Origin of the sequence: Opitutus terrae PB90-1, assembly GCF_000019965.1 — a bacterium.
GTDB lineage: Bacteria > Verrucomicrobiota > Verrucomicrobiia > Opitutales > Opitutaceae > Opitutus > Opitutus terrae.
The window spans coordinates 5,317,714-5,343,861 of the sequence record NC_010571.1 but is presented as its reverse complement, the minus strand read 5'-3'; the positions used below and the strand labels follow the sequence as shown (position 1 = coordinate 5,343,861).

Here is a 26,148-nt window from a genome sequence, read left to right as displayed (position 1 = left end):
GCGCGGCGCGCGTCCGAGTGGACACCTTCTGGGTTCACGAGACTGGGAGAGCAGGCGCACGACGAACGTCAGGGGCGTGGCGGGCCGGCCGTCGGCGCGGCTTGGACCGACATCGTACGCGGAGGGTGGGCGAGCCGGAGTTGCTCGTGGCGGTCGAGCATGGCGCAGGCGCCGGCGATGGCTTCAACCGGGCATTCGATCAGCCGGTCCGTTTGAAACAACGTGAGGGTCTGCTGCCCGGCGGAGGTTTGGTGAAACGTGTTCACGGCCTGGAGCAGCTTGGCGCGGTAAGGTGACGTGAAGCCCGGGCGGAAGCAGAACACGACGGGCAGCACGGGCGGAGAAACGGCCAGCACCACGAGCTGCTCGCCGACCTGCGGGTTGAGCTCACTCATCAACCGGAACCCGCGCAGCGTGACGAGCGCCGCATCGGATTGACCGAAGAACACCGGCAGCACCACGCGGGAAAGCCGGGGATTGTGCGCGACGCGTCCGAAAAACTCCGGGATCCGTTCGCCATTGAGCTCGAGAAGCAACGTCTCGAGCCAGATCGGAGCCAGACACGCACGAGGGTTGTCGTAAACGGTCAGCGAGCGGCCGCGGAGCTGGGGCAACGAGTCGAGCCCGCGGTCTTTCCGCACGACCAGCACATATTCTTCCTCGATGCTGCCGTCCACCGCGCCGGCGATGAAAGGTCCTTCCGGCTTGTCCGGCCGCAGCGCCCAATAGTCGTCGGCCGGCAGGGTGACGGCGTCGATGGTGCCGCGCCGGAAAGCCAGGCGCACCTCCTCGATGCTGGTGAGGAAATTCGGCTCCAACACCACCGGGATGCCGCGTTCGCGGCCCATCGTTTTCGCCCACGCGAGCATGGCGGCGCGGGCATCGTTTTCATTCACCTCGACAAACATCCGCTGCAAGAGCGCCACGCGCAGCGGCGGGGGTTCCTCCGCAGTCGAGGTCGCGGAAGGGGCGGCGCGCGCGGCGCGAGGCAACGCAGCGAACAAAACGCCCACGCCCACCAGCAGCAGCAGTGTCGGTAGGAGCGCAGCTCCGCCTGGGCTGAGCGGCCGCAAAAAGCCGGAACGCGGGTTCATCACCGGCGGAGCCTTTCCAGCACTTCGGTGCCGACCAGCAGGTTCAACTGGGACTGCAGCACCAGCACGTCGTAGCTGGTCTTGTAGTGCTGCGCGGACATGAGCGCCTCCATCAGCTGCGCGCGAATCACCTTTTCGGTGTCCACCAGCGCGCTCTGGTAGGCGCGCGTATTCAAATCGCGGTTCTCCTGCGCCGCCGTCATCGCGGCGCTGGTGGCCTGATGGGATTTCTGTGCGGCGTCGAGTCCGAGAAACACGTCCTTGATCCGCAACCCGAGGCCGTCTTTCAGCAGGAGCTGTTCTTCCTTGAGCTTGGCGACGCGGGCGCGGGCTTCGGCGACTTGGTGCCGCGTGAGGAACCCGTCGAACAGCGGGAGCTCGATCCCGAGCGCGACGCTCCAGCCGCGTTTGTTGATGTGGGTGGCGATGCCGGCGCGGTCGTCGTTCCACCACCGGTGGAGCTCGCCGGTGAGCGCCAGCTTGGGTGCGTGACCGCTTCGCGCGGTGACGACGGCGCCTTCGAGGGAGCGCAGGCCCGCTTCGATTTTTTCCCAGTCCGGACTGAATTCGTAGGCCTGCTGCACCAGTGCCTCGAGCTCGAGGGTGAGCGGCGCGAACGCGAGCGTGCGATCAGCGGGTGTGATGCTGGCGTTCCACGGCAGCCCCATCGTGTTGGCGAGCGCGGCGCGCGCCATCGCCTCGTTCTTTTCGAGCTGCGCCACGATCGCGCGCAGCGTTTCGACGATGACTTTGTTGTCCAGGAAATCGGTTTTCTGCACCGTGCCACCGCCCTGTTGATACATGGTCTCCGTCAGGCTGAGCGTCGCCTCCATGCGCGCCAGCGTGTCGGTGCCGAGTTGCCGCAGCTGCGCGGCGAGTACCGCGCCGTGATAGTAGCGCTTGACGGTATCGATCAGCTCGAGATCGGTCCGGCGCGCGTCGGCTTTCATCATGTCGACGAGCCCGCCGGCTTGTTCGCGGTAGCCGCGCCGCATGCCGCCATCATAGAGCAGCCAACGGGCCTCGACTCCGGCCAGGACGGAATGCGGGTCCATCAACCGCACATCCTGTTCGGGCACGGTGTAGGACTGGCCGGGCACGGGGATGGCCTGCGCCGGCGTGGTCACCGGCAACTGGATCTCCGTCGGGCCAAGCACGCCGGCGGGCACGGTGACGAGGGCGGTTCCCGCCGGCAGGTGGATCGTTTGCGGAGCGATGCTGTAGACCGCGGAGGGGAAGATGAAATTCGGCGCCTCGTCGATCCGCTGATACGCGCCGCGCAAGGCGAGCTGCGGCCAATAGCCGGCGAGCGCCTGCTGATGCTGGGCCTCGGCGATGGCTACGGCGAACCGCGATGCCGGCCGGAGATGATTGTTTGCCAGCGTGGCGGCAATGCACTCCTCCAGCGTGAACGACCGATCCGCCCCGGGTTGCTGCTCGGGTGCAGCCCCCAGTTGCGGGGAAATTGCAGCGCAAAGCGAGAGCACGGCAAAGCCAGCGAGTGCTCTAGACGCAACCATGGAGCCACGCGCGCCCAACGCGAGAATCATGGCTTGTACTATCGTGCGCTTCCAGACCGGAATTAGGGGTTTTCAGCCTATTTCAGGGCCATTATGGCGGTTGATGTCAGAGATGGGGGCGCCTACTGACGACTTCCGGTCTTTCGGTAGCTGCCGCGGTTAACGCGATTGGCTGAGCGCGCGAAGGGTGTCCAAGTCACCTTCAATCAACGCCTCTTTCTTCTCGCGAGACCATCGTTTCAGTTGTGCTTCCCGGAAGCGGGCTGCGGACAACGAGGTGCAACACTCGAGGCGTAGAATGGAAGCGGGCGGATCGAACCAGGTGGTGCGACAAGCCTGACCTGACACGTGATTGCGCAGGCGTTGCTCAAGATCCTCCGTCACACCGACGTAAATGCATCCGGAGCGGAGGCGCAGAAAATAAACGATGCTGGTGCCCTTCGACGCGCTTCGGTGATGAGCGCATTCACGAGCTTCGTGTATGCCGGCCGCAGGCCATGAGCAAGCCGTGCTTGCACGGCGCGTCGAGTGGCTGCCCGACATGGATTCGAACCAGTCCGTTTCTCCTCTGAGGGCTAGCTTAATGGAAACGGAATGGAAAAATGAGGAAACTAAAGCTCCCCGGGGCCTCGATCTACAAAGACAACAACGGCGCGTCCGCCTGCTGGCGTGTTCGGCTCGGCAAGTCCTTCACCGGCGGTGCGCCGGTGAAAAAGTCGTTTCGAAGCTATCGCGATGCATCGGATTGGCTCCGCGACCAAGAAAAGGCCCGCACCGAGCATGGCCGGGGCGCGTTTCTGATGTCAGATGCTCAGGTTGCCGAAGCCCAAGACGCATTCACACGGTTGGCCGATGCGACGAAACGAACCGGGCAGAAGTTGAGCCTTTCGGCAGCAGTCACGTTTTTCCTCCGCCACGGCGCTCCGCAAGGCGGTCGGAAAACCGTGCGAGAAGCGATTAACACGTGGCTTCTCGAGAAGGCCCAAAATACAGACACCCGCCACGGTGTCCAAGCCGTGCTGAACCGCTTTTCCGGCAAATTCGGCGACCGGCCCATCAACGAAATCATGGTGAGAGATTGTCAGCGGTTCATTGACGAATCCGGCGTTTCAGCAAATTCGAAGGTCCACTACGCGCGCGACATCTCGACGGTTTTCGAGTGGGCAACCAAACCCGGTCGCCAGTGGTTACATGATAACCCATGGCTTCACGTGACGCTTCCCAAGAAATCGCCGGTCAAAATCGGGATCCTCACACCGACAGACGCCGGCAAGCTACTCACCGCAGCTGCGGCGCAGCCAAAAACTCCGTTGCTCGGCAGCTTGGTGCTCGGCCTATTCGCCGGGCTGCGCACCGCGGAGCGGGCGCGGATCGATTGGGCAGCCCTCCGCCTCACTGGCGCGCGGCCATTTGTAGAAATCAAAGCGGAGTGGGCCAAAACCTCTGCCCGCCGAACAGTCGAGTTATGCCCAGCCGCAGTTGAGTGGTTGAATCTGGTGCTGAACCGGGAAGGCAAAGTTAATCCCGCGAACTACGAGGGACGTTTCGCTGCGCTTTGTGCCGCCGCCGAGGTGAAGTATCCAAAGAACGGGATGCGCCATAGTTTCGCGAGCTACCGGTTTGCCGTTCTGCGCGACGCTGCCGCCGTGGCAGCAGACCTCGGCCACGACAACCTAAGGACCCTGAAAAGGCATTACGTCGACGCCGTTGCTCCTGACGCAGCTTCGGAATTTTTCAGCTTAAGCCCCGAAGCGCGGCTAGGCGCAGATGCTATGCGCCCAACAGAAATGACCGCCGTCGCGTAAGGATTGGTATATCGCCGCACCGTTCAATTCCTCGTATCATGCTCGATAGGCATTCCGTAGAAGGTCCGGAAACCGACCGCGAAATCGAACATGTAGCCTCGGACCGCCAGACTCACCAATTGGCAAGCGGCTGGTGCCGCCCCGAATACGTCGATCAGCTCGGACTCGACAAGAAAAACGTGGTAGAACATCTTGCCCTTGTTCAACGGGTCCGCATCCACCTCTCTTTTCGCCAGATGGCACGCCTCTGCCAATGAGGCCCGATAGCCGGGCAATACCTCGGTGTCATCGAGCGAAGACGACGGAACATCGTCAGCCACCGCCACTGAATAGGCCAAGTTAATATAGTTCCGGAAAGTAGCGCTCAACGGATCGTTGTTTGGGGCATCCTGAAAGAGAAAGATGGACTTCATTGGTAGTGCAATAATATGGCCCATCCGCTTGAAGGCCTTCCAGCCTTTTCAGCAAAATCAAGATTGTGGCCACCCCGCGTGGCTTAATGGCGCTCCCGTTGGGGGCTGCGTGCAGCCTTTTCAGCTTCCAGAATCTAGCGGAGGACGGAGAACCTCGTTCCAGACGATCCGCCTGGGCAACAAACTCACGACTGGCACATCGAGCACCTGCGCCAAAAGCACTAGCTCGAAATCAGCGACCCAACGGATGCGTAACTCAATTCGCGCGATAATGTCGCGTGAGATGTCCCAGCCGGCCAATTGACACTTCGTCGCAAGCATCGGCTGTGACCAACCAAGGCGCGTGCGATGCGCCCGGAGCTGTGGACCGACGACATTGCGAGGAGTTGGTGCGTGCTGGGCCACGTGTGGAATTCCGCACTTGACCCTAGTGGAATTGTGCCGAGTAACCGTGTGGGATTCCACACGGTTTGCATGTGAGCACCCCCGAGCCACGGAGCAGCCGGCGTGATTTCATGCCGTTTCGCTATCTTTCGTGCTTTGCCATGCTCAAAAAGACCTTGGTCGTTTTCCTCGTCGCGGTGATCTCCGCGTCGTTCGCCGATGACGCGCCCCTCGCGCCCATTTTGCTCAGGCCCGGGCCGGTGGCATACACGCCTGCGACAGGCGAGCGGATTGTCATGTGGGCCGTATGGGCTGAGTCTCGCGACTGGACCGTTACGGGCGTCCCGGACTACATCTATCCGTGTGTCTTCGACGTCAAAATCGACGGTGAGAGCTACACCCTGACGGTGGGACCGTTTGAGGGCAGCGAGCGTGGCGCAACCACGGCGGACTACGGCACAAACGCGTTCACCTTTCCGTCCGGAAGTGGTGTCCCTGTTTGGTCTGATTCGCGTGGAAACTCCGGAATCGTGGCATTCGCCAATAATTCCGCTACGCCGGGACTCGCTTTTGATTATACCTTCGCCGCCGGGATGTCTCGCACCGATGGCGTGGACGAGCGCCCGAATACTCGCCTTCGGTTTTACTGGCCGGACGACAACGTCAAACTCGATGGCGTCGTGCAGCGCATCAGCGCGGACGGAAAGCAGGTGCTTTCAGCAGGAGCCTATCATGGTCACCGGTTCGGCGTGGGCGGTGGCCTCAGCGAGTATGCCCGTGTGACATGGTTCAAAGGCGGCCAAAGGATCATCCGTCACGACAGGTTTGCGGGAGAGTCACCGGACTGGTTCGACATCCCCAGCTACGGCAGCACAGACGCGGGCACCTACCGGATGCACGTTGAGAATTCGTTCGGACTCTTCGATGTCACGTTCGAGATAGGCACGGCCACGCCGACGGGCCCCCGCATTCGCCCTGATGTGCAATCCGCCGCCTTCGGCAGCTCCGTGAACCTTTTTGTCGTCGGATCGACCGGCTCCGTTCAGAATGTCCAATGGTCGAAGAACGGCGATCCCGCCAATGCCCTTTCTGGTGCATCGCCGATGTTGGCGCCCTTGCAGCCGACACACGCAGGCATTTACACCGCTACCGTGAATGGCGCCGAAGCGAGCACGAATGCAGCTATCGTCGGCATCACAACCGCCGCAAGAATGGTTGGCGACGGCAAGATCGTCGGGACCGACATCACCCATCCCAACGGGAACGTCTTCGATCAGGTTTTGGTGACGGGACCAGCCGAAGCCGTGACGGCGGGTTACGCCCCGAAGAAGATCACCCGCACCTCGTTCATCGATCTCGACAACGACATTGTCCAAGTCGAGTTCAGCGGGCCGGGAACGCTTACGCTCGTTTTCGACGGCTACACCCCTCCGGCGCTGCCGACGAACTATCAGCAGGACACTCTCTACGTGAAAGGACACGCGGGCATCGTAGTCACCGGGGCCGATGAAAACACCAACGTTTCCGTGTTCACCGTCGGTCGGGCGACGGCGTTCGATCCGACCGGAGCCTACAACATCCTTATCGCACCGAGCCCGACGAACAACCCGGCGAACAACGGCAGTTCGCTTTTCAAAGGTCACAGCGCCACCAAATACGACGGCGTAGCCGACCTCGCGTTCATCGCCATCGCCAGCAGCAACGGAAAATTCGGCGGCATCCGCACCGCCAACGCGAATTACTTCGCATCGAAAGGCATGACTGGAGTCTACGCGCCCGGAGTCGAATTCACCGGACCCATTTTCATCGGAAACATAACGGCCTTCGACGCAGCCAACCCCGTCATCATCTTGGGCTCCGCCGCGGATACGCGGATAACTGGCGGGGATCTGGCGCAACCGAATGCGCAACCTGTTCAGGTCAGTGGCATCAGCCAGCTCAAGTTCTCCGACGGCAGCGATTCGGGCGGCAACCTCATTCCGGCCAAGGCTAACAACGCCGTGCTCATGAATGGCACCGCGAATGTCACCGGTCAGATCGTCGTCAACCCTTAGCCTTTCCCCGGATGAAAGACCCTCACTTCGAAAAGCCAGACGACAGCGCTATCACCACACGATGGGAAATGGCGGAATACGAGGCCATCCGGGACCGTCGTAACTCCATTCACCGCGACGAGGAAACTATCCGCATGCGCAACGACGTGGCTGCGAGGAACCGGAAGCTAGCGCGTCTGATGGTTGTCGAGAGACTGCGCGATCCGTGGTGGTGGGCTTCGAAAATCGTCCAGCCCAAGGTCCTCTTTCCGGCATTTTTCGCCGGCATGCTCTACCTGTTGATGTGGGCGATGAGTGGGCGATGAAACTTCTCCTTCCGCGCAAGGACTACCAGCATGCTGTCGCCCTGCGGTGGCAGATGATCACGCACACGGACTCGTGGCGCTTTGCCCCTTACGAGCAACGAGCGGAGTTGCGCGAGCTATTCACGGAACGGGTGCGCGCCGTCGCGCCGGTGGTCGATCAAACAGGCCATGGGGTTCACGATGTTGATTTCGAATTGGTCGCGTTCGCTAAACGGCACGTCGCCCGATTGCTGATCAGCTCCTATCTCATCAGCTTTTTCACCGTCGGATTCTTCCCCGCCGCTGCGGTGTTCGTCGCAGTTGAACTCATTGCGGAGAATTTTTTCGGCACCTCGTTGAACGTGCTATACGTGATTGCGGTAACGTGGCCGGTGATGACAATGCTTCCCGCCGTCGGTCTCGCGTGGTTGCGCGGCGCTTCGCGGTCGTATCGATTGATTCGCCACGCAGCCCGAGCGCGGCGAGACATGAAGTATCTCTTGCCCGTGTATCGACGCGGAGGGAGCGCGGAAAGGGCGGCGGAGGGCGGGGGGAAAGAGCTGCTGAGCGGCGGGGTGTCCAAAGCGGGCGACGCACCGGCAAGCCGGTGCTGCGGGTGAATGCAGGCATGCATCCATCGTCGGCGTGCGCCGAATGCGAGATGCAACTCTGCATCAGCGTCGCTGATGCAGAGTTGCACTCGCCAAAGGGAGCGTTGCTCCCTTTGGTAATACCTCGTTCGCGTCACTCGCCGCGCTGGCGCTCTTCCTCGCCTCGTTTCAATATTTCGTTCAGACGGTCGGCGAAGTTGGTTTGGTCAGGGACCAGTTTTGCGCTACTGGGCTCTGCCGCATCCTGTTTCTTCGCTGGAGAAAGCTCACTGAAAAGGTTCAATTCTCCGAACTCTGCGTTCGCCTTCTTCAGGGAGCTTCCGCCATCGACTTCGCGGACGAGATAGACGATTTCTCCCCTACCGCCTTCGCGCAACTCCACGTAGGCAGCCTCGATGCAACGGCAATTTATGTCCGCAATCAGGTGCTGCGCATCCACGTCGGTGCTGCACGAAAACTCGACGGTGAACTCTGCCCGCCAGCCCGCCAGATGCAGGAAAAACGAGAATCGGTTATCGATGCGCGGCAGCGGTGCATGGCGCGGGAGCCCGCAAATATGTGCGAGTGCGAAATCATCAATCGTGTCAGTATTGGTATTCATCCCCCTCAAGCTAGCCATCCCACGATATTTCCGCATCCGGCTCCGCGGCACTGGCCAGAGACTCCAGTCGCTCCGCTGTACGCCTCGCGTTTTCCGCCCTTTGCTTCAGGTGTGCATGCTCAAGCTCCGGAACTCGGCGCGCGTAGTCGGCCCGATATTTCGCCAGTTCGGGCATTTCCAACTGGGCGCATTCGTCGAGCCCGCGTGAGAGGGCTAAGTCGAGCGGAACGGCGTCGTCACCGTATCGCTGCTGGTGCCTGCTGAGATTTGAGCGAAACTGGCGGCGCTTATACGAGGCAATCGATGCTCCTGCCTGGAGCTGACGGTCTACCCCCACCATCCACGGGCCGGCCAACTGCAGGCCAGGTTTCCCGATCTTGCCGCCTTTTCCATCATAGCGGGAAAACAGGAGGTCAACATGGAGATCGCTGGTGTCCGTGTGGCACGACGCGCCAATCCAATGACGTTGATGCGAAACCATGCCTCCTACAGTCGTCATCCATCGCGCGAAGATTCGACGGAGATGGGGCCGCGGGTCGTCTCCGACTCGGAGCATGTCGTGAACACGCTGCGACAGCCACGGCGCGGCGGTGATCACCAGATACTCTAGTGGGCTGTCGCATTTGCGGCGAACGCGTCCATCGCCGGCCTTTCTGCGAACAGGGCCATAGTACCAGTTGCGCGCCTTCGCTTGGCTCTCCGCAAAATCGCCGTATTCTCCCTCGAGCGTGCATTGCACAAATCGGCCATCGGGCTCCCGGCGGAGAGCCCAGGGCGCGAGCGCCGACAAGTCGCGCACCGGAGACGGACTTGGTGCGACATCGTAGCGTAGATAAGCTTTTGTCTGACGCGCCTCGCCCTGTTCCTTGTCCTTTCCGTGCTCGATCGTCGTTTGGTCCGTATGGCGGATCGCCTGCTTTGTGCGGGGACGGTGTAGGCTCACGGCGACACCTCTTTCATATGGCGCGGCGGCAGTTGGCCCGACGCGAGCCGCTCATCTGCCGAAGCGACAGACTTGGCGGTAAACAACGAGAAGCGGTGAGATCGGACGCACGGCGTCAACCACCGCGCGCGGATCATGCGTCCGAGCAGCGAGGAGCCGTAGCGTTTCTGGAGTTCCTTCCACCGGTAGAATGGCTGCGCTGAGTCTTCCATCCCCCTAAGCTAGCCCATCCGAGGCGCCCCCATGACGCACGTAAGCAACCGTTGCCGCGGTCATGACGCCCCTTCGGATCGCGGTGGAAAAGATTCGTGGGAAATAGGCCCTGAAAAACCACGGTTTCAGAGGGGAAAAGCATGGAAAGAAAATGGAAAGATTTGCAGGCTTTCCCTAACTTTCCTTAGCTCAGCTTAACTCGGCTCCCAGAGGGAAGCCGGTCGGCCCACTGGCTGCCCGACATGGATTCGAACCATGACTAGGCGAGTCAAAGTCGCCTGTGCTGCCATTACACCATCGGGCAGTGGAGTGGAGAACCGCCTACGCTGCGGTCCGGTCCTCGCCGGTCAAGGAAGACTTTGGTTCTTGCAGGTGCCGGCTCGGGGCGGCGGGAGCCGATCAGGGAACGATTTGCTCGGGCATGTTCATGAGACGGGTGCGCACATTTTCGAGCTGACGGGCGACGCGGCGGGCGTCGTCGCTGCGCCCGAGCTGCTCCAGCACCGCGAGCCGCTGCGCATAAAATTCAGGCTCGTCATCCTTGAGCGAAATCGCACGCCGCAGGTGCTTTTCGGCGCGGGCGAGGTCGCCCTGCTCTTGCGCCTGCGCTGCGAGCTGCTGCTGGTAATAGGGGTTGCGTTCACGGATGGCGCGCGCCCGGCGCTCCAGCTTGTCGGCCTGCTGCAGATCTGCGGGTGTGCCGAGCTGGCGCAACAGGCTGACGAACCCGTCCAGCGCGGCTTCCCCCCGCGAATCGGCCCGCAGCGAGCGTTCGAAGCACTTTCTGGCGGTCGCGAGATCGCCCAGCCGGCTTAGCAGCGTCGCCCGGTTGGCCCACGCCGTGGCGCAGCTCGGATCAATCTCGGTCGCCCGCGCCATGTAATGCAGCGCGCGGTCCGCATCGCCGCGCACCAACTCGTCGAAGCCGATGTTGCAGTAGAATTGGGCGAACGCGCGCTCATCGCGGATCAAGCGCACATCGGAGGAGTCGCGCGGCGGAATCAGCCCTGGCTCGAGGTCGATGATGTAGTTGCGGCCCTGGCTGCTCACCTTCACGTCGAGGTGCAGTACGGCGACGACCATGTCGCCGACACGGTTCCAACGCGTCGCGCGCTCGACGTTTTGAAACGACGCGTCGATGTCGAACTCGCGCGCGACGGCCACAACGAGGAAGGCGAAGCTGGCGCAATTGCCGCGGCGCCGGCGGAACGTCTCCCGCGCGTCATACGTCCCGTTCCCGTCGTAGGCAAAGGCCAGCCCATCGGGCTGGATGATCGAATCCACGAGCGCGCACAACCGGTCGTAACCCGAGGCGTGGCGCGAGAGCCGGGCGCGGAAATAGCGGCGCATCGGTTCGTCCAGCCGCAGCAGTTCCGAGGGATTTTCGGGCGGCACATATGCGACCGCGGGCTCGGCGGCGGGAGCGCTCGGGGCGGGCGCGAGGGGGTAATCCGCGCCCCGGCCTGATGGGAGAACAACAATCAAACCCACCGCGGCGAGGCCGCCGCGCCACCAGCGGGAAACGGTCGGATTTTTGCTCACGGGCGCGGCGCCGGGCAGAATCCGCCTGGAAGGAGTCCGGCGTCACCCCGGAACATACGAACCTAGCCGCAGGTTTCAATGCCGGCGCGTTGAACTCGGGCCGCTGGGGCGGGACGGGCCTACGGGGCGGCGTGATATTCGCGGTCTTTCGTCAGCGCGGGCGTGCCGTGGTCGGTCGTGAGCTCGAGGCAGTGCTTCGGGCAGGATTCCACGCAGTAGCCACAGCTGATGCAAAGCAGCCGGTCGATCGTCCAGTGCTTCGCCGCGCGTTTCACCACAATCGCGCGCGTGGGGCACTTTTTTGCGCAGACCGTGCAGTAGGTACAGGCCGTCGGATCGAACTCGAGCTGGCCGCGGGAGCCGGGCACCGGCACGCGCGGTTCGAACGGATACCGGCAGGTGACCGGCTTCGAGACGGCCCACTGCAATGCCATACGAGTAAAGCGAAAGTAGCTCATATCAACGCTCCGTGCAGCTGATGCAGGGGTCGATGGTCAGCACGAGGACCGGCACATCGGCGAGTTCGCAGCCTGGGAGGAGTTTCACCATCGCGGGCAAGTTCGCGAAGGTGGGCGTGCGCACGCGGAACCGCTGCAGGTTTCGGCTGCCATCCGCCTTGAGGTGATAGACGACTTCGCCGCGCGGTTGTTCGGTGCGAGCGATGAATTCGCCGCTGGGATTGCCCGTGACCTTGACCGCGATCTCGCCGGCGGGGAGCGCGGCGAAGGCGCGCCGGATCAGGTCGACCGACTGGAACAACTCCTCGCAACGCACGGCACAGCGCGCGTAGGAGTCCCCGTCGAGCCGCGTGACCGGCTCGACGGGCAGTTCGCCGAACGCGGCATAGCCGAGATGGCGCATATCCTGCGCGACGCCGCTCGCGCGCAGGGTCGGTCCGACGCAGCCGAGCGCGTGCGCGTCATCGCGCGAGAGCACGCCGACGCCGCGCAACCGATCCTGTACCGAGCGGTCGCGGAGAAACGTGTCCGCGAGCCGGCGCATGCCCGCCTCGATCGCGGTGAGTTCGTCGAGGATGCCGGGAATGGCGTCGGCGGGGATGTCGCGACGGACGCCGCCGATCTTGCACACGCCGAAGATCACGCGGCCGCCGGTCGTGGCTTCGATGATCTTCAGCACCTGCTCGCGCACGCGCCACGAATGCATGAACAGGTTCTCGAACCCGATCGCATCCGCCATGAGCCCGAGCCAGAGCAGATGGCTGTGCAGCCGCGAGAACTCGCCCCAGATCGTGCGTAGGTAACGGGCGCGCGGCGGCACGGCGATACGCATGATCTCCTCGATGCCCTGGCAGTAGGTCTGGCCGTGGATGAAGCTGCAGATTCCGCAGATCCGCTCGGCGACGTACACAAACTCGACGAAGTCCTTTTTTTCGACGAGGCGTTCGAGCCCGCGATGGATGAATCCGATCGACGGCCGCGCTTCCACGACCCGCTCGTCTTCCACCACGAGATCCAGGTGCACCGGCTCGGGGAGCACGGGATGTTGCGGACCGAAAGGAATGATCGTGCGGGCCATGATGGGCGGCGGAAGGCTCAGGTGGACGCGCTCGGATGCGGGCCGGGCGGCTCCGGTTTGGCGGCGGGTGCCGCGGGTGCAGCGGCAGAAGGTGCGGCGGGTCTCGCCGCGCTCGGCGGCTTCACCTTCGGCGCGGCGCCGAACGGGAAGGGCACCGCGGTCTTGTAGAACGCGCCGTGGAAATCGACGGCCATGCCGTCCACCTCGACGCCAAACAAATCGTGCAGCTCGTTTTCGTAGAGAAACGCGCACCAGAACACGGCGCTCACGCTCGGCACGCGCGCGCCCGGCGCCGGTACGAGCAGCCGCAGATTCTTCAGCTCCAGCGCGCGATCGAAGCTGTAGGTCAGCTCGACGTGTTCCGCGAGCCGCGTTGCGCCGATCTGCACGAGCCGCCAGCCGTCGTCCTTGAACTTCGTCACGGCGACGAGCAACTCGCCAATTTCGATCGCTTGGTAGGATTGGTTCGCCATGGCGCGGGCTAGCTGGAGACGAGGATGGGCGGACGAGAGCCGCTGGTCCCGGCCGGCCGCAGTTTTTCGAAGTACACGAGCGTGATCGTGGGCGTGAGCGGCTCGGTCTTGAACTGCCGGTAGCCCAGTTGCGTGAGCTGGTAGTGGTTGCGCTTGCTCTGATGGCCGGTGTTCGCCTCGAACCGGCGCGCCGTGGGGAACGCCTTCTCGATCTCCGGCAGCAACCGCCGGCCGACACCGCGGCGACGGAAGTACGGATGCACGATCATCCGGCTGAGATAAGCGGTGTCGCCGAGCTGATAACCGCGGATCGAGCCGATGATTTTCCCGTTGATTACCGCCTTCAGGAAAACGATCCGAGCGGGTGCGGCGGGCGCCGCGGCGAGGTCGCGGTCGGCCGGCAGCAGCGACGGCGCGTTCACCGGCACGTGCTCGAAATCGTGCTCCAGCTCCTCGAGGGTTTGCTGCATCGGCGGCAGGCTGTCGTCGCCGTAGAGCTCGATCTCCGTTTGATAGGCGATCTTTTGCAGCACGAGGATTTCGGCGGCGTCCGCCTTCGTCGCCCGCAGGTAGAGAATCCGATCGATGCAGTTCGCGAGCGCGCTCATCTCGCTCTGCTTGCGCTCCAACACGCCGAGCGCCTGCACCACGCCGTCGATGATCGCCTCGGGCCGCGCGGCGCAGCCGGGCACGTAAACATCGACCGGTATGACGCGATCGACGCCGCCGGCGATGTTGTAGCAATCGCGGAAAATCCCGCCGCTCGACGCGCAGACGCCGATCGCGACCACGACCTTCGGCTCGGGCAGCTGGTGGTAGATGTTACGGATGACTTCCTTGCTCTGCTCGTTGACGGCGCCGGTCACCAGGAAGATGTCGGCGTGCTTCGGATTGCCGGTGTTGATCACGCCGAGTCGCTCCACGTCGTAGAGCGGCGTCAGGCAGGCGAGCGTCTCGATGTCGCAGCCATTGCAACTCGAGGCGTCATAGTGGATGATCCACGGAGATTTTCGCAGGCCGAGCATGGCGTTTAGCGGGAGGCGGGGACCGGTGCGGTCGTGACGAGGGCCGCGGGCGCGGGGCTGGGGTGCTCGGCGGGCTTGGGCGGAAGCAGCGAGAGAACGAGAATGTTGCCAAACCCGAGCACGAACGCTGCGATCCACGCGCTGCGCAGGGCGGTCTGCCACTTCAGCCGGGCAAAGACGTTGTCGACCAGGATCACGAAGCCGAAAACGGCGAACGCGACGGCGACGCCGACTGCCGGAATCGCGGCGAAGAACAGATACACCCAACCGAGCAGAAAGACGTTCTCATACCAGTGCGCGATCTCGATCAGCGCGAGCGCGCGGCCGGAAAACTCAGTGGTGATCCCGCGCACGAGCTCCTGGTGCGCGTGGTGCGAGGAGGACAGATCGAATGGCGATTTCCGGAACTTGATCTCGAGCGCGAAGAGGAAGCCGGCGAACACGCCCGGCAGCGTCGTGACGAGCAACGTCGGATGCCGGGCGATCTCGTGAACGTAAAAGCTGCCCGCGACCATATACATGCCGATCGCGGTCAGCAGCACCATCGGCTCGTAGGCCATCATCTGGATCAGCTCGCGCTGCGCGCCGACGAAGCTGTACGGCGAACTCACCTTGTAGGCGCCGAGCACGAAGAAGATCGCGGCCAGCGTCAGCGCGAAAATCGTCAGCAACAAATCCGAGCCGGCGAAGAACAGCGCGCCCGTGAAGATGACCAGGAGCAGGAAAAACAGGATGAAGAAATTCTGGGACTTGCGGACGACGATGCGCTCCTTCCGCCAGAGTTTCATCACGTCGTAGAACGGCTGCGCGAGCGGCGGCCCTTGCCGTGATTGCATGCGCGCCGAGATCCGCCGGTCGAGCCCGGTCAGCAATCCACCCACCACCGGAGCGGCGACGAGGTAGAGGACGAGGCGAATCCAAGGTTCCATGACTCAACGGGACGGCAGCGAAGTGAGCGGCGCGGGCACGGCGGCGGAGGCAGGGGCGGACCGCGTGAACGCGGGTGCGAGCAGCAGGACCGCGAGCACCAGGGCGCTGGCGAGAACGCCGGCGCGCGTGAGTCCCTTTTCGCTGAAGAACTCGCGCAGGTAGTAGTTGTGCATCGTCACCGCCTGCACTTCGCGGCCCGCGCCCATGAAACGGACACTGCTCTGGACGTTCGCGCCGCCAAGATACGCGTCCATGACCTTCACGCCGCGGCCATAGTTGATGAAGCTCAGCGGAAACAGCATGATCATCACCATCATGATCATCATGATCACGACGTTGCCCGGAGCCATCGACGCGCTCTGGCCGAAGACGCTGCGCACGTAGGGTTCGATCGCGGCCGACGAGATGAGCGGGAAGAACAGGCAGGTGAGGAACGTGGCCGCGGACAAACCGTACAACGCGATCGCTTCGCCCGGCGCGAATTCATGTCCGACGGTTTCCCGCGGCGTGACGACCTCGATCAGCTTGCCCATCCATTTCACCCAGAAGAACAGCGTCGCGGCGCTGCCGAAGCAGATGAAGACCGAGAGCGGCGGATAAGCGTCGACCACGGCCTTCAGCACGGCCCACTTGCTGATCAGCATGCCGAACGGCGCGAGAAACATGCCCGCCATGCCGATCAGCATCATGATCGCGACGCGCGGCATATTGAGGATCAATCCGGACATCGCCTCGATGTCGCGGCTGTGCATGCGGTGCTCGACGAGGCCGACGCAGAGGAACAGCAGGCATTTCGCGATGGCGTGGAAGATGATCAGCAGCACGCCGGCCCAGACCGCGGCGTAGGTGCCGATGCCGCCGCACAGGACGATCAACCCGAGGTTGGCGACCGTGGAGTAGGCGAGCACCTTCTTGGCGTCGCTGGTCGTGATCGCGGCAAGCGAGCCGACGAGGAACGTGAACGCCCCCACGAGCGCCACCATCAGCCCCGCGGTCGTGCCGGCGACGACCGGCGCCATCCGCAGGATCAAGTACACGCCGGCCTTCACCATCGTACTGGAGTGCAGCAGGGCGGACACCGGCGTCGGCGCGACCATCGCGCCGAGCAGCCACGACGAGAACGGCAGCTGGGCGGATTTCGTGATCCCGGCGAAGCACAGCAGCGCGGCCGGCAGCAGCGCCACGGCGGGGCTCTGGCGCAGCAGCGCCTGCAACTCGACGGTGCCGGCTTGGTGCGCGGCGAACGCAATCGCCAGCGCGAAAGCCACGCCGCCCGCCAGGTTCATCGCCAGCGCGCGGAACGCATTGCGCCGCGCCTCCGCGGTGCCGGTGTAACCAATCAGCAGGTACGAGCACAGCGTGGTGATTTCCCAGAAGAAGAAGAGCCACGGCAGGCTGTTCGCGAACACGATCCCGAACATCGCGCCCATGAACACCAGCAGCAGCGCGAAGAAACGTGGCCGGCGATCGGGCACGTCGGCGTGCGACGAACCGTGATAGCCGCGCATGTAACCGAGCGCATAGAGGCAGATGCCCCCGCCGACGACCGCGTTGATCAGCGCAAGGATCAGCGCGAATTCATCGACGAACAGCGGCGCGGATCCCACGGGCCCGGACGGCATGGTCCATTCGCTCCAACCCATCACCACCGCCTGCGCGAGCATCAGTCCGACGACCCACGGCTGCCGGCCCCGCACGCCGACGGCGAGAATGTAAAGCCCCATCGCGATCTCGAGCCCGAGCATCAGACCGTGTGCGCCAGGGCCGGCGAACACCGCGCTGCCGACCGGGCCGCGCGGACCGCTGACGACCACGAGGAGGGTGCCGGCGGTTGCGAGGGCGGCGGCGGCGACCACGATCAGGCCGCGCACACGATCAGACCGGACGCCGGCCAGCAACAGACCGACGACGACGGGACCAAGGATCAGGGCAGAGAGCAGATTCACGGCGGGCGATGCCGTCCGTCAGGTCGCGCGTACGTCGTCAGGGGGGAGCCTGACAGCGGGCGCTCGGGTGAGCCATCGGGGCGGCAAAGAACCTCGGAACTGCCGGTCCGATTACAACTTACGGCCGCCGCATTCAATGGAATCAACGCGTGCGGCCAACGGATGCGCAACAACCGCCAAGAAACAGCGAGGATGGCCGGCGGTCGCGCGCGAAGATCGCCGGCACATGAACGTTCACGGCCGTCCGATGCGCACGATCTGGCTCGCTGCCGATGGGAGCGCGGTGGAAATCATCGACCAGACCCGGCTGCCGCATGGGTTCGCGATCGCGCGACTCGAGACGCTGGCGGACGCCGCGCACGCGATCCGCGCGATGCTCGTGCGCGGCGCGCCGCTGATCGGCGCGACGGCGGCGTGGGGGCTGTGGCTGGCGCTGTGCCGCGACGCCACCGATGCGGCGCTGGCGCAGGCGCATGCGACCTTGCTGGCGACGCGACCCACCGCCGTGAACCTCCGCTGGGCGCTCGATCGCGTGCGGGCGCGCGTGGCGCCGTTGCCGGCAACCGAGCGCGCGGCCGCAGCGCGTGGACTCGCGATCGCGATGTGCGACGAGGATGTGGCGCTGAATCGCGGCATCGCCTCGGCCGGACTGCCGCTGATCCGCGCGATCGCGGCGCGCAAGCGGCCCGACGAGCGGGTGAACATCCTCACGCACTGCAACGCGGGCTGGCTCGCCGCCGTCGACGTCGGCACGGCGACCGCGCCGATCTACGCGGCGCATGATGCCGGCCTTGCCGTGCACGTCTGGGTCGACGAGACGCGGCCGCGCAACCAGGGCGCCAGCTTGACGGCGTGGGAACTCCTGAATCACGGCGTGCCGCACACCGTGATCGCCGACAACGCTGGCGGTCACCTGATGCAGCACGGACACGTGGACTTGGTGATCGTGGGCACCGACCGCACCACCGCGACCGGCGACGTGGCGAACAAGATCGGCACCTACTTGAAGGCGCTCGCCGCGCACGACAATGGCGTGCCGTTTTACGTGGCCGCGCCGTCGCCGAGCATCGATTGGACGCTGCACGATGGGCGGCGGGAGATTCCGATCGAGGAACGTGGCGCCGAGGAACTCGCGCAGATCACGGGCCGCCTGGCCGATGGCACGGTGGCTTCGGTGTCGGTGCTGCCGGCAGGCAGCGCCGCCGCGAATCCGGCCTTCGACGTGACGCCGGCGAGACTCGTCACCGGCTTGATTACGGAACGCGGCGTGTGTTCTGCGACCGCCGAAGGGCTGCGGACGCTGTTTCCCGGTCACGCGAGCAAACCGTGATGCCTCGAATTCCGCGCGGACGCGACGAGGCATCGCGGGCCATTGGGCGGCAGGCGGGGGCCACGGGGTTCGCGCTTGCGCCGCGCGCATTGGTGGCGACGCTTTCGCCACCATGTTGGTTCACAGTGTATTTTTCTGGTTGAAGCCCGACCTTACGGCGGAGCAGCGCGCGGAATTTCGTCGCGGCGTTGAATCGCTGGTGGCGATCAAAGCGATCGAGAAGGCTTACGTCGGTACGCCCGCGAAGACCGCGAAGCGGCCGGTCATCGAGGATACGTATTCCGTGGCGCTGACGGTGGTCTGCAAGGACGTCGCGGCGCATGATGCGTATCAGGTCGACCCCGTGCACCTGAAGTTTGTCGAGCGGTTCAAAAGTTTTTGGAGCCGCGTGCAGATTTACGACGCGGAGTAGGTCGGGAAGGCGCGCGTGGGTCGGCGCGGTGGCATGGGCATCTCGCCCGTGGATCGAGCAGAGACGCCGCCATCACGGGCGGGACGCCCGTGCCACGAACGGTGCGCGCAAGCTCGCGGGTAGGGCCGGCGCTGGTCGCCGGTCGCGAAGGGGTGCAGCCGCCCGCGATCATTTTCGGCCGCCGACAAGCGGCGGCCCTACACCGGACTATTTTGCCACCACGAACGGCGCGAAATAGGCGGACTGCGCGGCAGGGAACCGGCCCTTGATGCGCACGGCTCCGTCGACGTGTTCCTGCTCCTGAATGTCGCCGAGCTCGTGCAACCGGGCAACGACGTCGAAGCGGTCATGGGGCACGAGCAGTTCGGTGGAGCCGAACGAGTCCGCGATCAGCTCGACACACCGCGTCTCCAGCACATCGAACCCTGCGCGGGTGCGCGCGCTGACGAAAAGCCCGTCGGGCACGAGGTGCCGGGCCCGCGCGAGCATCTCCGGCGCGGCGATGTCGACCTTGTTGAAGACGGTGAGAATCGTTTTGTCCGCGGCGCCGAGTTCCTGCAGCACGCCGAGCGTGGTGGCGTGATGCTTTTCGAAGTCGGGGTTCGCGACGTCGAGGACGTGAATCAGAAAATCGGCGACGACGACCTCCTCGAGCGTCGCCTTGAACGCCTCGACCAGCCGGTGCGGCAGCCGGCGGATGAAGCCGACCGTGTCGGTGACGAGCAGCTTTTGGTTGCCGCGCAGCTGCAGCTGACGTGTGGTCGGATCGAGCGTGGCGAAGAGCTTGTCCTCGGCGAGCACGGTCGCACCGGTGAGCGCGTTGAGCAGGGAGGATTTGCCGGCGTTGGTGTAACCGACGATCGAGGCGGTGGGCACGGGCACGCGCAGGCGCCGCCGGCGCTGCACGCCACGCTGCTGCACCACCTCGGCGAGCTCGGCCTTCAGGTGCGCAATCCGATCGCGCACGATCCGGCGGTCCTGTTCGAGCTGCGTTTCGCCCTCGCCACCGAGCGCGCCTTTGCCGCGCTGGCGCGACAAATGCGTCCACGCCCGCGTCAGCCGCGGCAGTGAGTATTCCATCCGGGCGAGCCCGACCTGCAACACCGCCTCGCGCGTATGCGCGCGATCGGCGAACACCTCGAGAATCACTTCCTCCCGATCGATCACGGCCAGGCCGGTGAGTTCCTCCCAGTTGCGCTGCTGCGCCGGCGAGAGCTGCTCGTCGAACACGATCACATCGGCGCCGTCGGCTTTCGCGAGTGCGGCGAGCTCCTGCGCCTTGCCGCTGCCGAGCAGCAAGGCCGGGGTAGGCGAGCGCAGCTTCACCAGCGTGGAGGAGACGACCGTGAGCCGCAGGTTCTCCACCAGCTCCTTGAGTTCGGCGAGCAACTCGGTGCCTTCGCCGGCGGGCATGTCGGACGTCTGGACGCCGATGAGGAAAGCGCGTTCGAGCTTGGAGGGCTTTTCGGTGGGAAATACGGCCATGCAGTGAAGCCGACACCCAAAGCGGACAAAGCAGCGGCGTCAATCAGGCTGCCAACGAGGAAACGGTTCTCGCGGCCCGTGCGGCGCAGGCTTGCGTGGGTCGTTGGTGTGCGGCAGTTTCCCCGCATGAAACCGCGCTCCATCCTGATCGTCGATGATGACGCTGAACTGTGCGAGGTGATGAAGCAGGTGCTCGAGGATCACGGGGATCGCGTGACGTGTGCCGCCGACGGCGTGCAGGCGAGCAAAGCGATCGCGGAAGCGGGCTTCGATCTGGTGATCACTGACCTCATCATGCCGGAGAAGGATGGCATTCAGCTGATGAACGAGATTCGCCGGAAGTATCCGAAGATTCCGGTGGTGGCGATGTCGGGCGGCGGGCACGTGCCGCGCGAGCAGTATTTGCGGATCGCGCGCGGGCTCGGCGCCCATGCCGTGCTGGAAAAGCCGTTCGCGAATCAGACCTTGATCGACGCCGTGGAGCAAACGCTGCCACGCGAGGCCTGAAACGATCAGCCGTTCACCTCAACGGTGGGCCTTCTTGGGTAGGGCGCTCACTCCGTGAAGCGCCGCGAGCGCCAATCCCTTTCCCGGCGGGCAGCGGAAGGCCCGCCCTACCTCCCCAACACTCAGTCGAGGAACAGCACGCACACCGGCGTGGAGACGCGAGCGCGGTGCGGCGTAGGCGTGAGCCGTCCCGTCGAGCGGTCCACGCGGAACACGGTGATCACATCCGAAAACTGGTGGGCGGCGACGAGCCACTGGCCGTCGGGCGAGAGCGCGAAATCGCGCGGACCCTGCCCGCCGCTCGGCACGAGTTCGACCAGCGCGAGCCGTTCGCTGGCCTCGTCGAAGGCGAATACCGCGATATTGTCGGGACCGCGGTTCGACGCGTAGACAAAGCGGCCGAGCGGGTGCACGCGCACCGCCGCGGAGGTGTTTTCGCCGCGATAGTCAGGCGCGAGCGTGGATTTTTGGTCGGTCGCCGTGAGTGTGCCATGCGCCGCATCGTAACGGTACGCGATGAGCGTGCCGCCCAACTCGGTCACGAGGAAGGCGTGTCGTCCATCCGGCGCGAACGTGAGATGGCGCGGACCGGAGCCGGCGGGAGTGGGCAGAAATGGCGGCTCGGCGGGCGAGAGCTGGGCGGAACCCGGGTCGAGTCGGTAGATGAAGATCTTGTCCAGCCCGAGATCGCACACGAAGACGAAGCGATTGTCCGGCGAGAGCGTGACGCAGTGTGCGTGAGCCGTCGCCTGACGCTCGAGATGCACGCTGGAGCCGGTGTGATGGATTATGCTCGCTGGCGGGCGCAACGATCCGTCGGGGTTGATCGGCAGCGAAGCGACGACGCCGGTGTGATAATTGGCGACCAGCAGCGCGCGGCCGGTGCGATCGACCGCGAGGTGACAGGGCGCCTTGCCGCCTGCCGCCTGCGTGGCAGCCAGCGCGGTGAGATGAACCCGGTCATCGCCGACGGCGAAGGCGGCGGCCATGGCGTCGGACTCGCTCACGGCGTAAAGTGTTCGGCGATCCACCGCGAGGGTGAGGTAGGAAGGGTTGCGCGTTTCGGCGGCGAGCACGGCATCGGACAGCCGGCCGGTCGCGGCGTCGAGTTGCAGCGCGTAGATGCCCTTGCTGCCGTCGCGGGTGTAGGGACCGATGAAAAGATGATGAGTGGACATGGGGAAGCGCTGCGGGGGCAGCGAGTAAAGCGGTGGCGCCGCTACGAGTGAGCGCGCGAAGTGGTGCAACGCAAGCCGCGCCGCGCGGCGTGCGGAAGCGTCCAATCTCTCCGCATTTCTTGCGCGGCCATTCGCGGATCAGCAAGATTCGCGAGGTATGCGCCAACCCGTGCGCAGTCGATAGGTCTGGCCTGTGAGAATATTTCCGTAACTGTTTAATTTTTCATTATGAGTCTGCCCTTTCCCGTTCTCACTGCGGAAGAAGCCGCTGCCATGGTGCACGATCGTCAGACGATCGGTTTCGGTGGTTTTACCGCCGCCGGCGCCTGCAAAGTGATCCCGCTCGCCATCGCGGCGCGCGCCAAAGCCGAACACGCCGCAGGTCGACCGTTCAAGCTGGGCGTGATCACCGGCGCCTCGACCGGCAAGTCGCTCGACGGCGCGCTCGCCGCCGCCGAGGCGATCGACTGGCGCACGCCTTATCAGTCGGATCCGACGCTGCGCAAATCGATCAACGAAGGGAAAACCCGCTTCTTCGATCTGCACCTTTCGGCGGTGCAGCCGACCGTGCGCAGCGGCGTGCTGGGCAAGGTGCACTGGGCGATCGTCGAGGCCAGCGACGTGAAGGCGGACGGCACGGTGACGCTCTCGACCTCCGTCGGCGCAGCCAACACGTTCATCCGGCTCGCGGATCGCGTGTTGATCGAGCTCAACGCGCATCATCCGGCGGCGCTCACCGGTTTCCACGATCTCTACGAGCCGGCCGATCCGCCGCACCGCCGTGAGATTCCGCTCTATGCGCCCACCGATCGCATCGGTTCGCCCGTGGTCAAGATCGACCCGAAGAAGATCGCCGGCGTGGTGAAGACCAACAATCCCGACGAGACCGGCGCGTTCGATCAACCCGACGAAGTGACCAACCGCATCGGTGAGAACGTCGCCGCGTTCCTCGCGAGCGAACTCAAGATCGGCCGGCTGCCCTCGAGTTTTCTGCCGTTGCAGTCCGGCGTGGGCAACATCGCCAACGCGGTCATCGGCGCGCTCGGTTCGAACAAGGGCATCCCGCCGTTCATGATGTACACCGAGGTGATCCAGGACTCGGTGATCGATCTCATCAAATCGGGCAAGTGCACCTTCGCCAGCGGCTGCTCGCTGACGGTCAGCCCGCAAAAGCTCACCGACATTTACCGCGACTTGGAATTCTTCCGTCCGCGCATGGTGTTGCGTCCGCAGGAAATCAGCAACGCGCCGGAACTCGTGCGCCGACTGGGGCTGATCACGGTGAACACCGCGATCGAAGTCGACCTGTTCGGCAACGTGAACAGCACGCACGTGATGGGCAAGGACCTGATGAACGGCATCGGCGGCTCCGGCGATTTCACGCGCAACGCGCATGTGTCGATCTACACCTGCCCGTCGGTCGCGAAGGGCGGCAAGATCAGCACGATCGTCCCGCTCGTCACGCACCTCGATCACAGCGAACATTCGGTGCAGATCGTCGTGACGGAGTACGGCGTCGCCGACCTGCGCGGCAAGGCGCCGGCGGATCGGGCGCGGTTGATGATCGAAAAGTGCGCGCATCCCGACTATCGGACGCTGCTCAGCGCTTACCTCGACATCTCGAGCAAGGGCCACGTGCCGCAGACGCTGCAGAACGCGTTCAGCATGCATCTCGCGTTCCTTCAGCAGGGTGACATGCGCCAGGCGAAGTGGGTGGCGTAAGCCTGTCCCGATCTCGTTCGGATATTCCTCATCGTTCTCGTTCTCTTTCTCGTTCTCTCCTGATTTTCCGTCGGAGAGAACGATGAGGGAACGAGAAAGAGCACGATTGAGAGAAAGAGAAAGAGAACGAGAACGAATAGGAGAAGGCAGGCCGTAGGGACGGGAGTGCCTCCGAATATTCAGCTCTGCGCGTCAGCCTTGATCCGCCTCAAGGCGGGAATCCGCTCGGCGGAGTAACGTGGTGGCGTATCCTGACACCACGTGAGTTTTTCCTGTCCTCATTTTCGCATCAACGACGACTACTGCCTGCGGTTGAAGACCGACTGCGTGCCCGGCCGGCCCGGCTGCGTGCTGGGGAGCAAGGCGGTCTTCGCCGTGCCCGTTGAGCAACGGATCCGCGAGGCTGAGGAAAATCGCCGGCGCCGGGAGAACGCGCAGAAGTGGGGATTGCCAGACGAGAAGCCGGCCGGCTCCGCGGGCTGACGCGCGGCGGCCCGGGAGAGCGCGTCACGCAGGTGCCGTAAATTTCGACGGATCCTGCGCCGCGACGCCGGGTCGCACGTGAACCTATGCGTTTTGCCCTCGCCTTCCTGCTGGCCGGCGCGATCGCGCGCGCTGACACGTTGTCGGATCTGAAAGCACGCTTGTCGTCTTCGGCGGATACCACTGCAGTGACCGCCACGGTTTCCTATGTGTCATCCCGGCTCGGACAGAAGAGCGCCGAGGCGCCGCCGCGACCGGCGACCGTTGTGGCCACCGACGGGCCGGACGGATTTCAGATGTGCTGGGCGCGGGACGTGATCCGACCCGCGATGCAAGCGGGGCAAAAAGAAGACGAGCGACGCCGCGGTGCGCGTGCGGCCATGGACGGGTTGAAGCCGACGGAAATCTACGACTATCTGAACATCGCCAGCTCGATCATGGAGGTGTTGAACAACGCGGAGGTCACCGAGGAGAAAAGCGACACGTGGCAGGGGCGGCCGGCGCGCCGTCTGGCGCTGAAGCTGACGCTGCCGCTGAGCGAAAAGGACCGCAAGTACATCAAGGAGATGTCGGCGGACGCGACGGTGTGGCTGGACGAAGAGGGCTGGCCGCTCGCAGCCGAGCGGCGGCTGCACATCAAAGGCCGCGCGATGCTCGTGATCAGTTTCGAGCAAAAGGAATCGGAGCGCTTCGAATTCGGGCGTGTGGCGGGCCGGCTGGTGACGCTGCGCCATGAAAAGTCGAGTGAAGGCTCGGGCGGCGGTGAGAGCGGCGGCCGGAAGACCGTCGCGACGCTCGAGGTGGCACAGCTGTGAGCGACGGACTCAACTGCCAGCTTCACCCGAGGAACCCATCGCGGCTGGCGCCGGTCTTGGAACCGGCGTGTGCCCGTCGATGCGAGTGGCAATCGGAGCCCGGGGCGTTCGGCTCGGCCGCTACCGTGCCGTCGCCTGACAGGCGGCGTGACGCGGACACGTGACGAGATGGTCGTTGACCAGCCCGCAGGCCTGCATGAACGCATAGCAGATCGTGGTGCCCACGAACTTGAATCCACGCGCGAGCAGATCGCGGCTGAGCGCGTCGCTCTCGTGCGTGTGCGCTGGGACGGTTTGCACGGTACGGTGGTGATTCACGATCGGTTTCCCGAGCACGAAGGCCCACACGTAGCGGTCGAAGCTGCCGAACTCGCGCTGCACCGCGAGAAACGCCTTCGCGTTTTGGATCGTGGCGGCGATCTTCAGCCGGTTGCGCACGATGCCCGCATCGGCGAGCAGCGCGTCGATCTTGCGTTGATCGTAGCGCGCGATCTTCCGTGCGTCGAAGCCATCGAACGCGCGCCGATAGTTTTCGCGCTTGGCCAGGATCGTGGACCAGCTGAGCCCGGCCTGCGCGCCTTCGAGGATCAGGAACTCGAACAGTCTGCGATCATCGTGCAGCGGCACGCCCCACTCGGTGTCGTGATATTTGAGGTCGAGCGGAGTCTTGGGCCAGGGGCAGGGACGGGGGGCGGGCATGGCAAACGAGCATGAGTTTCCGTGCGGGAATGGTGAACAGCATACCGACGGTTGTGACAACCCTGTGTCAGGAGCGTTCTCGCTGCCCGGCGCCCGGTGGTATTCTCGCCCGCGCCCGCGCTCGCGAGGTCGCTGCTCGTCCC

The 26,148-nt window shown here is 64.2% G+C and carries 26 protein-coding genes, 1 tRNA gene and 1 pseudogene; 10 read left to right on the top strand and 18 right to left on the bottom strand.

Annotation, left to right across the window (positions count from 1 at the left end; all coding sequences use genetic code 11):
• Positions 1-68: 68 nt before the first annotated feature.
• From OTER_RS20865 to OTER_RS27085, 3 genes are all read right to left on the bottom strand, one after another.
• Positions 69-1,094 carry a phosphate/phosphite/phosphonate ABC transporter substrate-binding protein gene (locus OTER_RS20865; RefSeq protein WP_012376933.1) on the bottom strand — a complete coding sequence of 342 codons (1,026 nt, stop codon included), beginning with the start codon at positions 1,092-1,094 and terminating at the stop codon, positions 69-71.
• Positions 1,094-2,581 (bottom strand): TolC family protein, encoded by a 1,488-nt coding sequence (locus OTER_RS20860; RefSeq protein WP_237702399.1) that lies wholly within the window; start codon positions 2,579-2,581, stop codon positions 1,094-1,096. The genes OTER_RS20865 and OTER_RS20860 overlap by 1 nt, the downstream gene beginning before the upstream one ends.
• 192 nt (positions 2,582-2,773) lie before the next feature.
• Positions 2,774-3,157 carry a GIY-YIG nuclease family protein gene (locus tag OTER_RS27085; RefSeq protein ID WP_012376931.1) on the bottom strand — a complete coding sequence of 128 codons (384 nt, stop codon included), beginning with the start codon at positions 3,155-3,157 and terminating at the stop codon, positions 2,774-2,776.
• A 59-nt stretch (positions 3,158-3,216) separates the two neighbouring features.
• Here OTER_RS27085 and OTER_RS20855 point away from each other — a divergent pair, with 59 nt between their 5' ends.
• Positions 3,217-4,419, top strand: a complete 1,203-nt coding sequence (locus tag OTER_RS20855; RefSeq protein WP_012376930.1) for a tyrosine-type recombinase/integrase — start codon at positions 3,217-3,219, stop codon at positions 4,417-4,419.
• Between the two features lie 23 nt (positions 4,420-4,442).
• On the opposite strand, the gene OTER_RS20850 is transcribed toward OTER_RS20855, so the two are convergent.
• Entirely contained in the window at positions 4,443-4,832 is a 390-nt protein-coding gene (locus OTER_RS20850) for a hypothetical protein (protein ID WP_012376929.1), read from the bottom strand.
• A 545-nt stretch (positions 4,833-5,377) separates the two neighbouring features.
• Here OTER_RS20850 and OTER_RS20840 point away from each other — a divergent pair.
• Genes OTER_RS20840 through OTER_RS20830 form a run of 3 tightly spaced genes read left to right on the top strand, consistent with a single transcriptional unit; the run spans position 5,378 to position 8,174 of the window.
• Positions 5,378-7,270 carry a hypothetical protein gene (locus OTER_RS20840; RefSeq protein ID WP_148218200.1) on the top strand — a complete coding sequence of 631 codons (1,893 nt, stop codon included), beginning with the start codon at positions 5,378-5,380 and terminating at the stop codon, positions 7,268-7,270.
• 11 nt (positions 7,271-7,281) lie between these two features.
• A complete protein-coding gene (locus OTER_RS20835; RefSeq protein WP_012376927.1) occupies positions 7,282-7,575 on the top strand; it encodes a hypothetical protein in 294 nt (97 codons plus the stop codon).
• Entirely contained in the window at positions 7,572-8,174 is a 603-nt protein-coding gene (locus OTER_RS20830) for a hypothetical protein (protein ID WP_012376926.1), read from the top strand. The genes OTER_RS20835 and OTER_RS20830 overlap by 4 nt, the downstream gene beginning before the upstream one ends.
• A 124-nt stretch (positions 8,175-8,298) precedes the next feature.
• Here the strand turns inward: OTER_RS20830 and OTER_RS20825 are convergent, their stop codons facing one another.
• From OTER_RS20825 to OTER_RS20775, 11 genes and pseudogenes are all read right to left on the bottom strand, one after another.
• A complete protein-coding gene (locus OTER_RS20825) occupies positions 8,299-8,766 on the bottom strand; it encodes a hypothetical protein (RefSeq protein ID WP_012376925.1) in 468 nt (155 codons plus the stop codon).
• Between the two features lie 10 nt (positions 8,767-8,776).
• On the bottom strand, positions 8,777-9,709 hold the full coding sequence (locus tag OTER_RS20820; RefSeq protein ID WP_012376924.1) for a hypothetical protein: 933 nt from the start codon (positions 9,707-9,709) through the stop codon (positions 8,777-8,779).
• Between the two features lie 443 nt (positions 9,710-10,152).
• A tRNA-Gln gene (locus tag OTER_RS20810) sits at positions 10,153-10,226 on the bottom strand.
• A gap of 95 nt (positions 10,227-10,321) precedes the next feature.
• The gene (locus tag OTER_RS20805; protein WP_012376922.1) at positions 10,322-11,464 is read right to left on the bottom strand and encodes a tetratricopeptide repeat protein; all 1,143 of its coding nucleotides are present in this window, start codon (positions 11,462-11,464) and stop codon (positions 10,322-10,324) included.
• 119 nt (positions 11,465-11,583) lie between these two features.
• On the bottom strand, positions 11,584-11,922 hold the full coding sequence (locus OTER_RS20800) for a 4Fe-4S binding protein (RefSeq protein ID WP_044891924.1): 339 nt from the start codon (positions 11,920-11,922) through the stop codon (positions 11,584-11,586).
• A 1-nt stretch (position 11,923) separates the two neighbouring features.
• Positions 11,924-13,003 carry an NADH-quinone oxidoreductase subunit D-related protein gene (locus tag OTER_RS20795; RefSeq protein WP_085982204.1) on the bottom strand — a complete coding sequence of 360 codons (1,080 nt, stop codon included), beginning with the start codon at positions 13,001-13,003 and terminating at the stop codon, positions 11,924-11,926.
• A gap of 14 nt (positions 13,004-13,017) precedes the next feature.
• Positions 13,018-13,473 (bottom strand): NADH-quinone oxidoreductase subunit C, encoded by a 456-nt coding sequence (locus OTER_RS20790; RefSeq protein ID WP_012376919.1) that lies wholly within the window; start codon positions 13,471-13,473, stop codon positions 13,018-13,020.
• 8 nt (positions 13,474-13,481) lie between these two features.
• Positions 13,482-13,943 (bottom strand): GNAT family N-acetyltransferase, encoded by a 462-nt coding sequence (locus OTER_RS26965; RefSeq protein ID WP_343123238.1) that lies wholly within the window; start codon positions 13,941-13,943, stop codon positions 13,482-13,484.
• Positions 13,944-14,075: 132 nt separating this feature from the next.
• Positions 14,076-14,498: pseudogene (locus OTER_RS26960) on the bottom strand (NADH-quinone oxidoreductase subunit B family protein); the annotation flags it as partial.
• Positions 14,499-14,503: 5 nt separating this feature from the next.
• Positions 14,504-15,427 carry a respiratory chain complex I subunit 1 family protein gene (locus OTER_RS20780; protein WP_012376917.1) on the bottom strand — a complete coding sequence of 308 codons (924 nt, stop codon included), beginning with the start codon at positions 15,425-15,427 and terminating at the stop codon, positions 14,504-14,506.
• Positions 15,428-15,430: 3 nt separating this feature from the next.
• Positions 15,431-17,374: an NADH-quinone oxidoreductase subunit 5 family protein gene (locus tag OTER_RS20775; protein WP_012376916.1), complete on the bottom strand. Its 1,944-nt coding sequence runs from the start codon at positions 17,372-17,374 to the stop codon at positions 15,431-15,433.
• Positions 17,375-17,600: 226 nt separating this feature from the next.
• On the opposite strand from OTER_RS20775, the gene mtnA reads away from it, so the two are divergent.
• Positions 17,601-18,704, top strand: coding sequence for an S-methyl-5-thioribose-1-phosphate isomerase (gene mtnA, locus OTER_RS20770; protein WP_044892779.1), 1,104 nt, complete (start codon positions 17,601-17,603; stop codon positions 18,702-18,704).
• Positions 18,705-18,816: 112 nt separating this feature from the next.
• The gene (locus OTER_RS20765; protein ID WP_012376914.1) at positions 18,817-19,116 is read left to right on the top strand and encodes a Dabb family protein; all 300 of its coding nucleotides are present in this window, start codon (positions 18,817-18,819) and stop codon (positions 19,114-19,116) included.
• 207 nt (positions 19,117-19,323) lie between these two features.
• Here OTER_RS20765 and hflX read toward each other — a convergent pair whose 3' ends face one another.
• Positions 19,324-20,601, bottom strand: coding sequence for a GTPase HflX (hflX, locus tag OTER_RS20760; RefSeq protein ID WP_012376913.1), 1,278 nt, complete (start codon positions 20,599-20,601; stop codon positions 19,324-19,326).
• A 126-nt stretch (positions 20,602-20,727) separates the two neighbouring features.
• Here hflX and OTER_RS20755 point away from each other — a divergent pair, with 126 nt between their 5' ends.
• A complete protein-coding gene (locus OTER_RS20755) occupies positions 20,728-21,108 on the top strand; it encodes a response regulator (RefSeq protein ID WP_012376912.1) in 381 nt (126 codons plus the stop codon).
• A gap of 122 nt (positions 21,109-21,230) precedes the next feature.
• Here the strand turns inward: OTER_RS20755 and OTER_RS20750 are convergent, their stop codons facing one another.
• Entirely contained in the window at positions 21,231-22,286 is a 1,056-nt protein-coding gene (locus OTER_RS20750) for a lactonase family protein (protein ID WP_012376911.1), read from the bottom strand.
• A gap of 228 nt (positions 22,287-22,514) precedes the next feature.
• On the opposite strand from OTER_RS20750, the gene OTER_RS20745 reads away from it, so the two are divergent.
• The 3 genes from OTER_RS20745 to OTER_RS20735 all read left to right on the top strand — a co-directional run bounded on the left by OTER_RS20745 (position 22,515) and on the right by OTER_RS20735 (position 25,306).
• Complete coding sequence (locus tag OTER_RS20745; protein WP_012376910.1) at positions 22,515-24,008, top strand: butyryl-CoA:acetate CoA transferase; 1,494 nt, start codon at positions 22,515-22,517, stop codon at positions 24,006-24,008.
• Between the two features lie 261 nt (positions 24,009-24,269).
• Complete coding sequence (locus tag OTER_RS20740; protein ID WP_012376909.1) at positions 24,270-24,491, top strand: hypothetical protein; 222 nt, start codon at positions 24,270-24,272, stop codon at positions 24,489-24,491.
• An 86-nt stretch (positions 24,492-24,577) separates the two neighbouring features.
• On the top strand, positions 24,578-25,306 hold the full coding sequence (locus OTER_RS20735; RefSeq protein ID WP_012376908.1) for a hypothetical protein: 729 nt from the start codon (positions 24,578-24,580) through the stop codon (positions 25,304-25,306).
• A 120-nt stretch (positions 25,307-25,426) separates the two neighbouring features.
• Here OTER_RS20735 and OTER_RS20730 read toward each other — a convergent pair whose 3' ends face one another.
• On the bottom strand, positions 25,427-26,005 hold the full coding sequence (locus OTER_RS20730) for a DNA-3-methyladenine glycosylase I (RefSeq protein WP_012376907.1): 579 nt from the start codon (positions 26,003-26,005) through the stop codon (positions 25,427-25,429).
• Positions 26,006-26,148 lie beyond the last annotated feature (143 nt).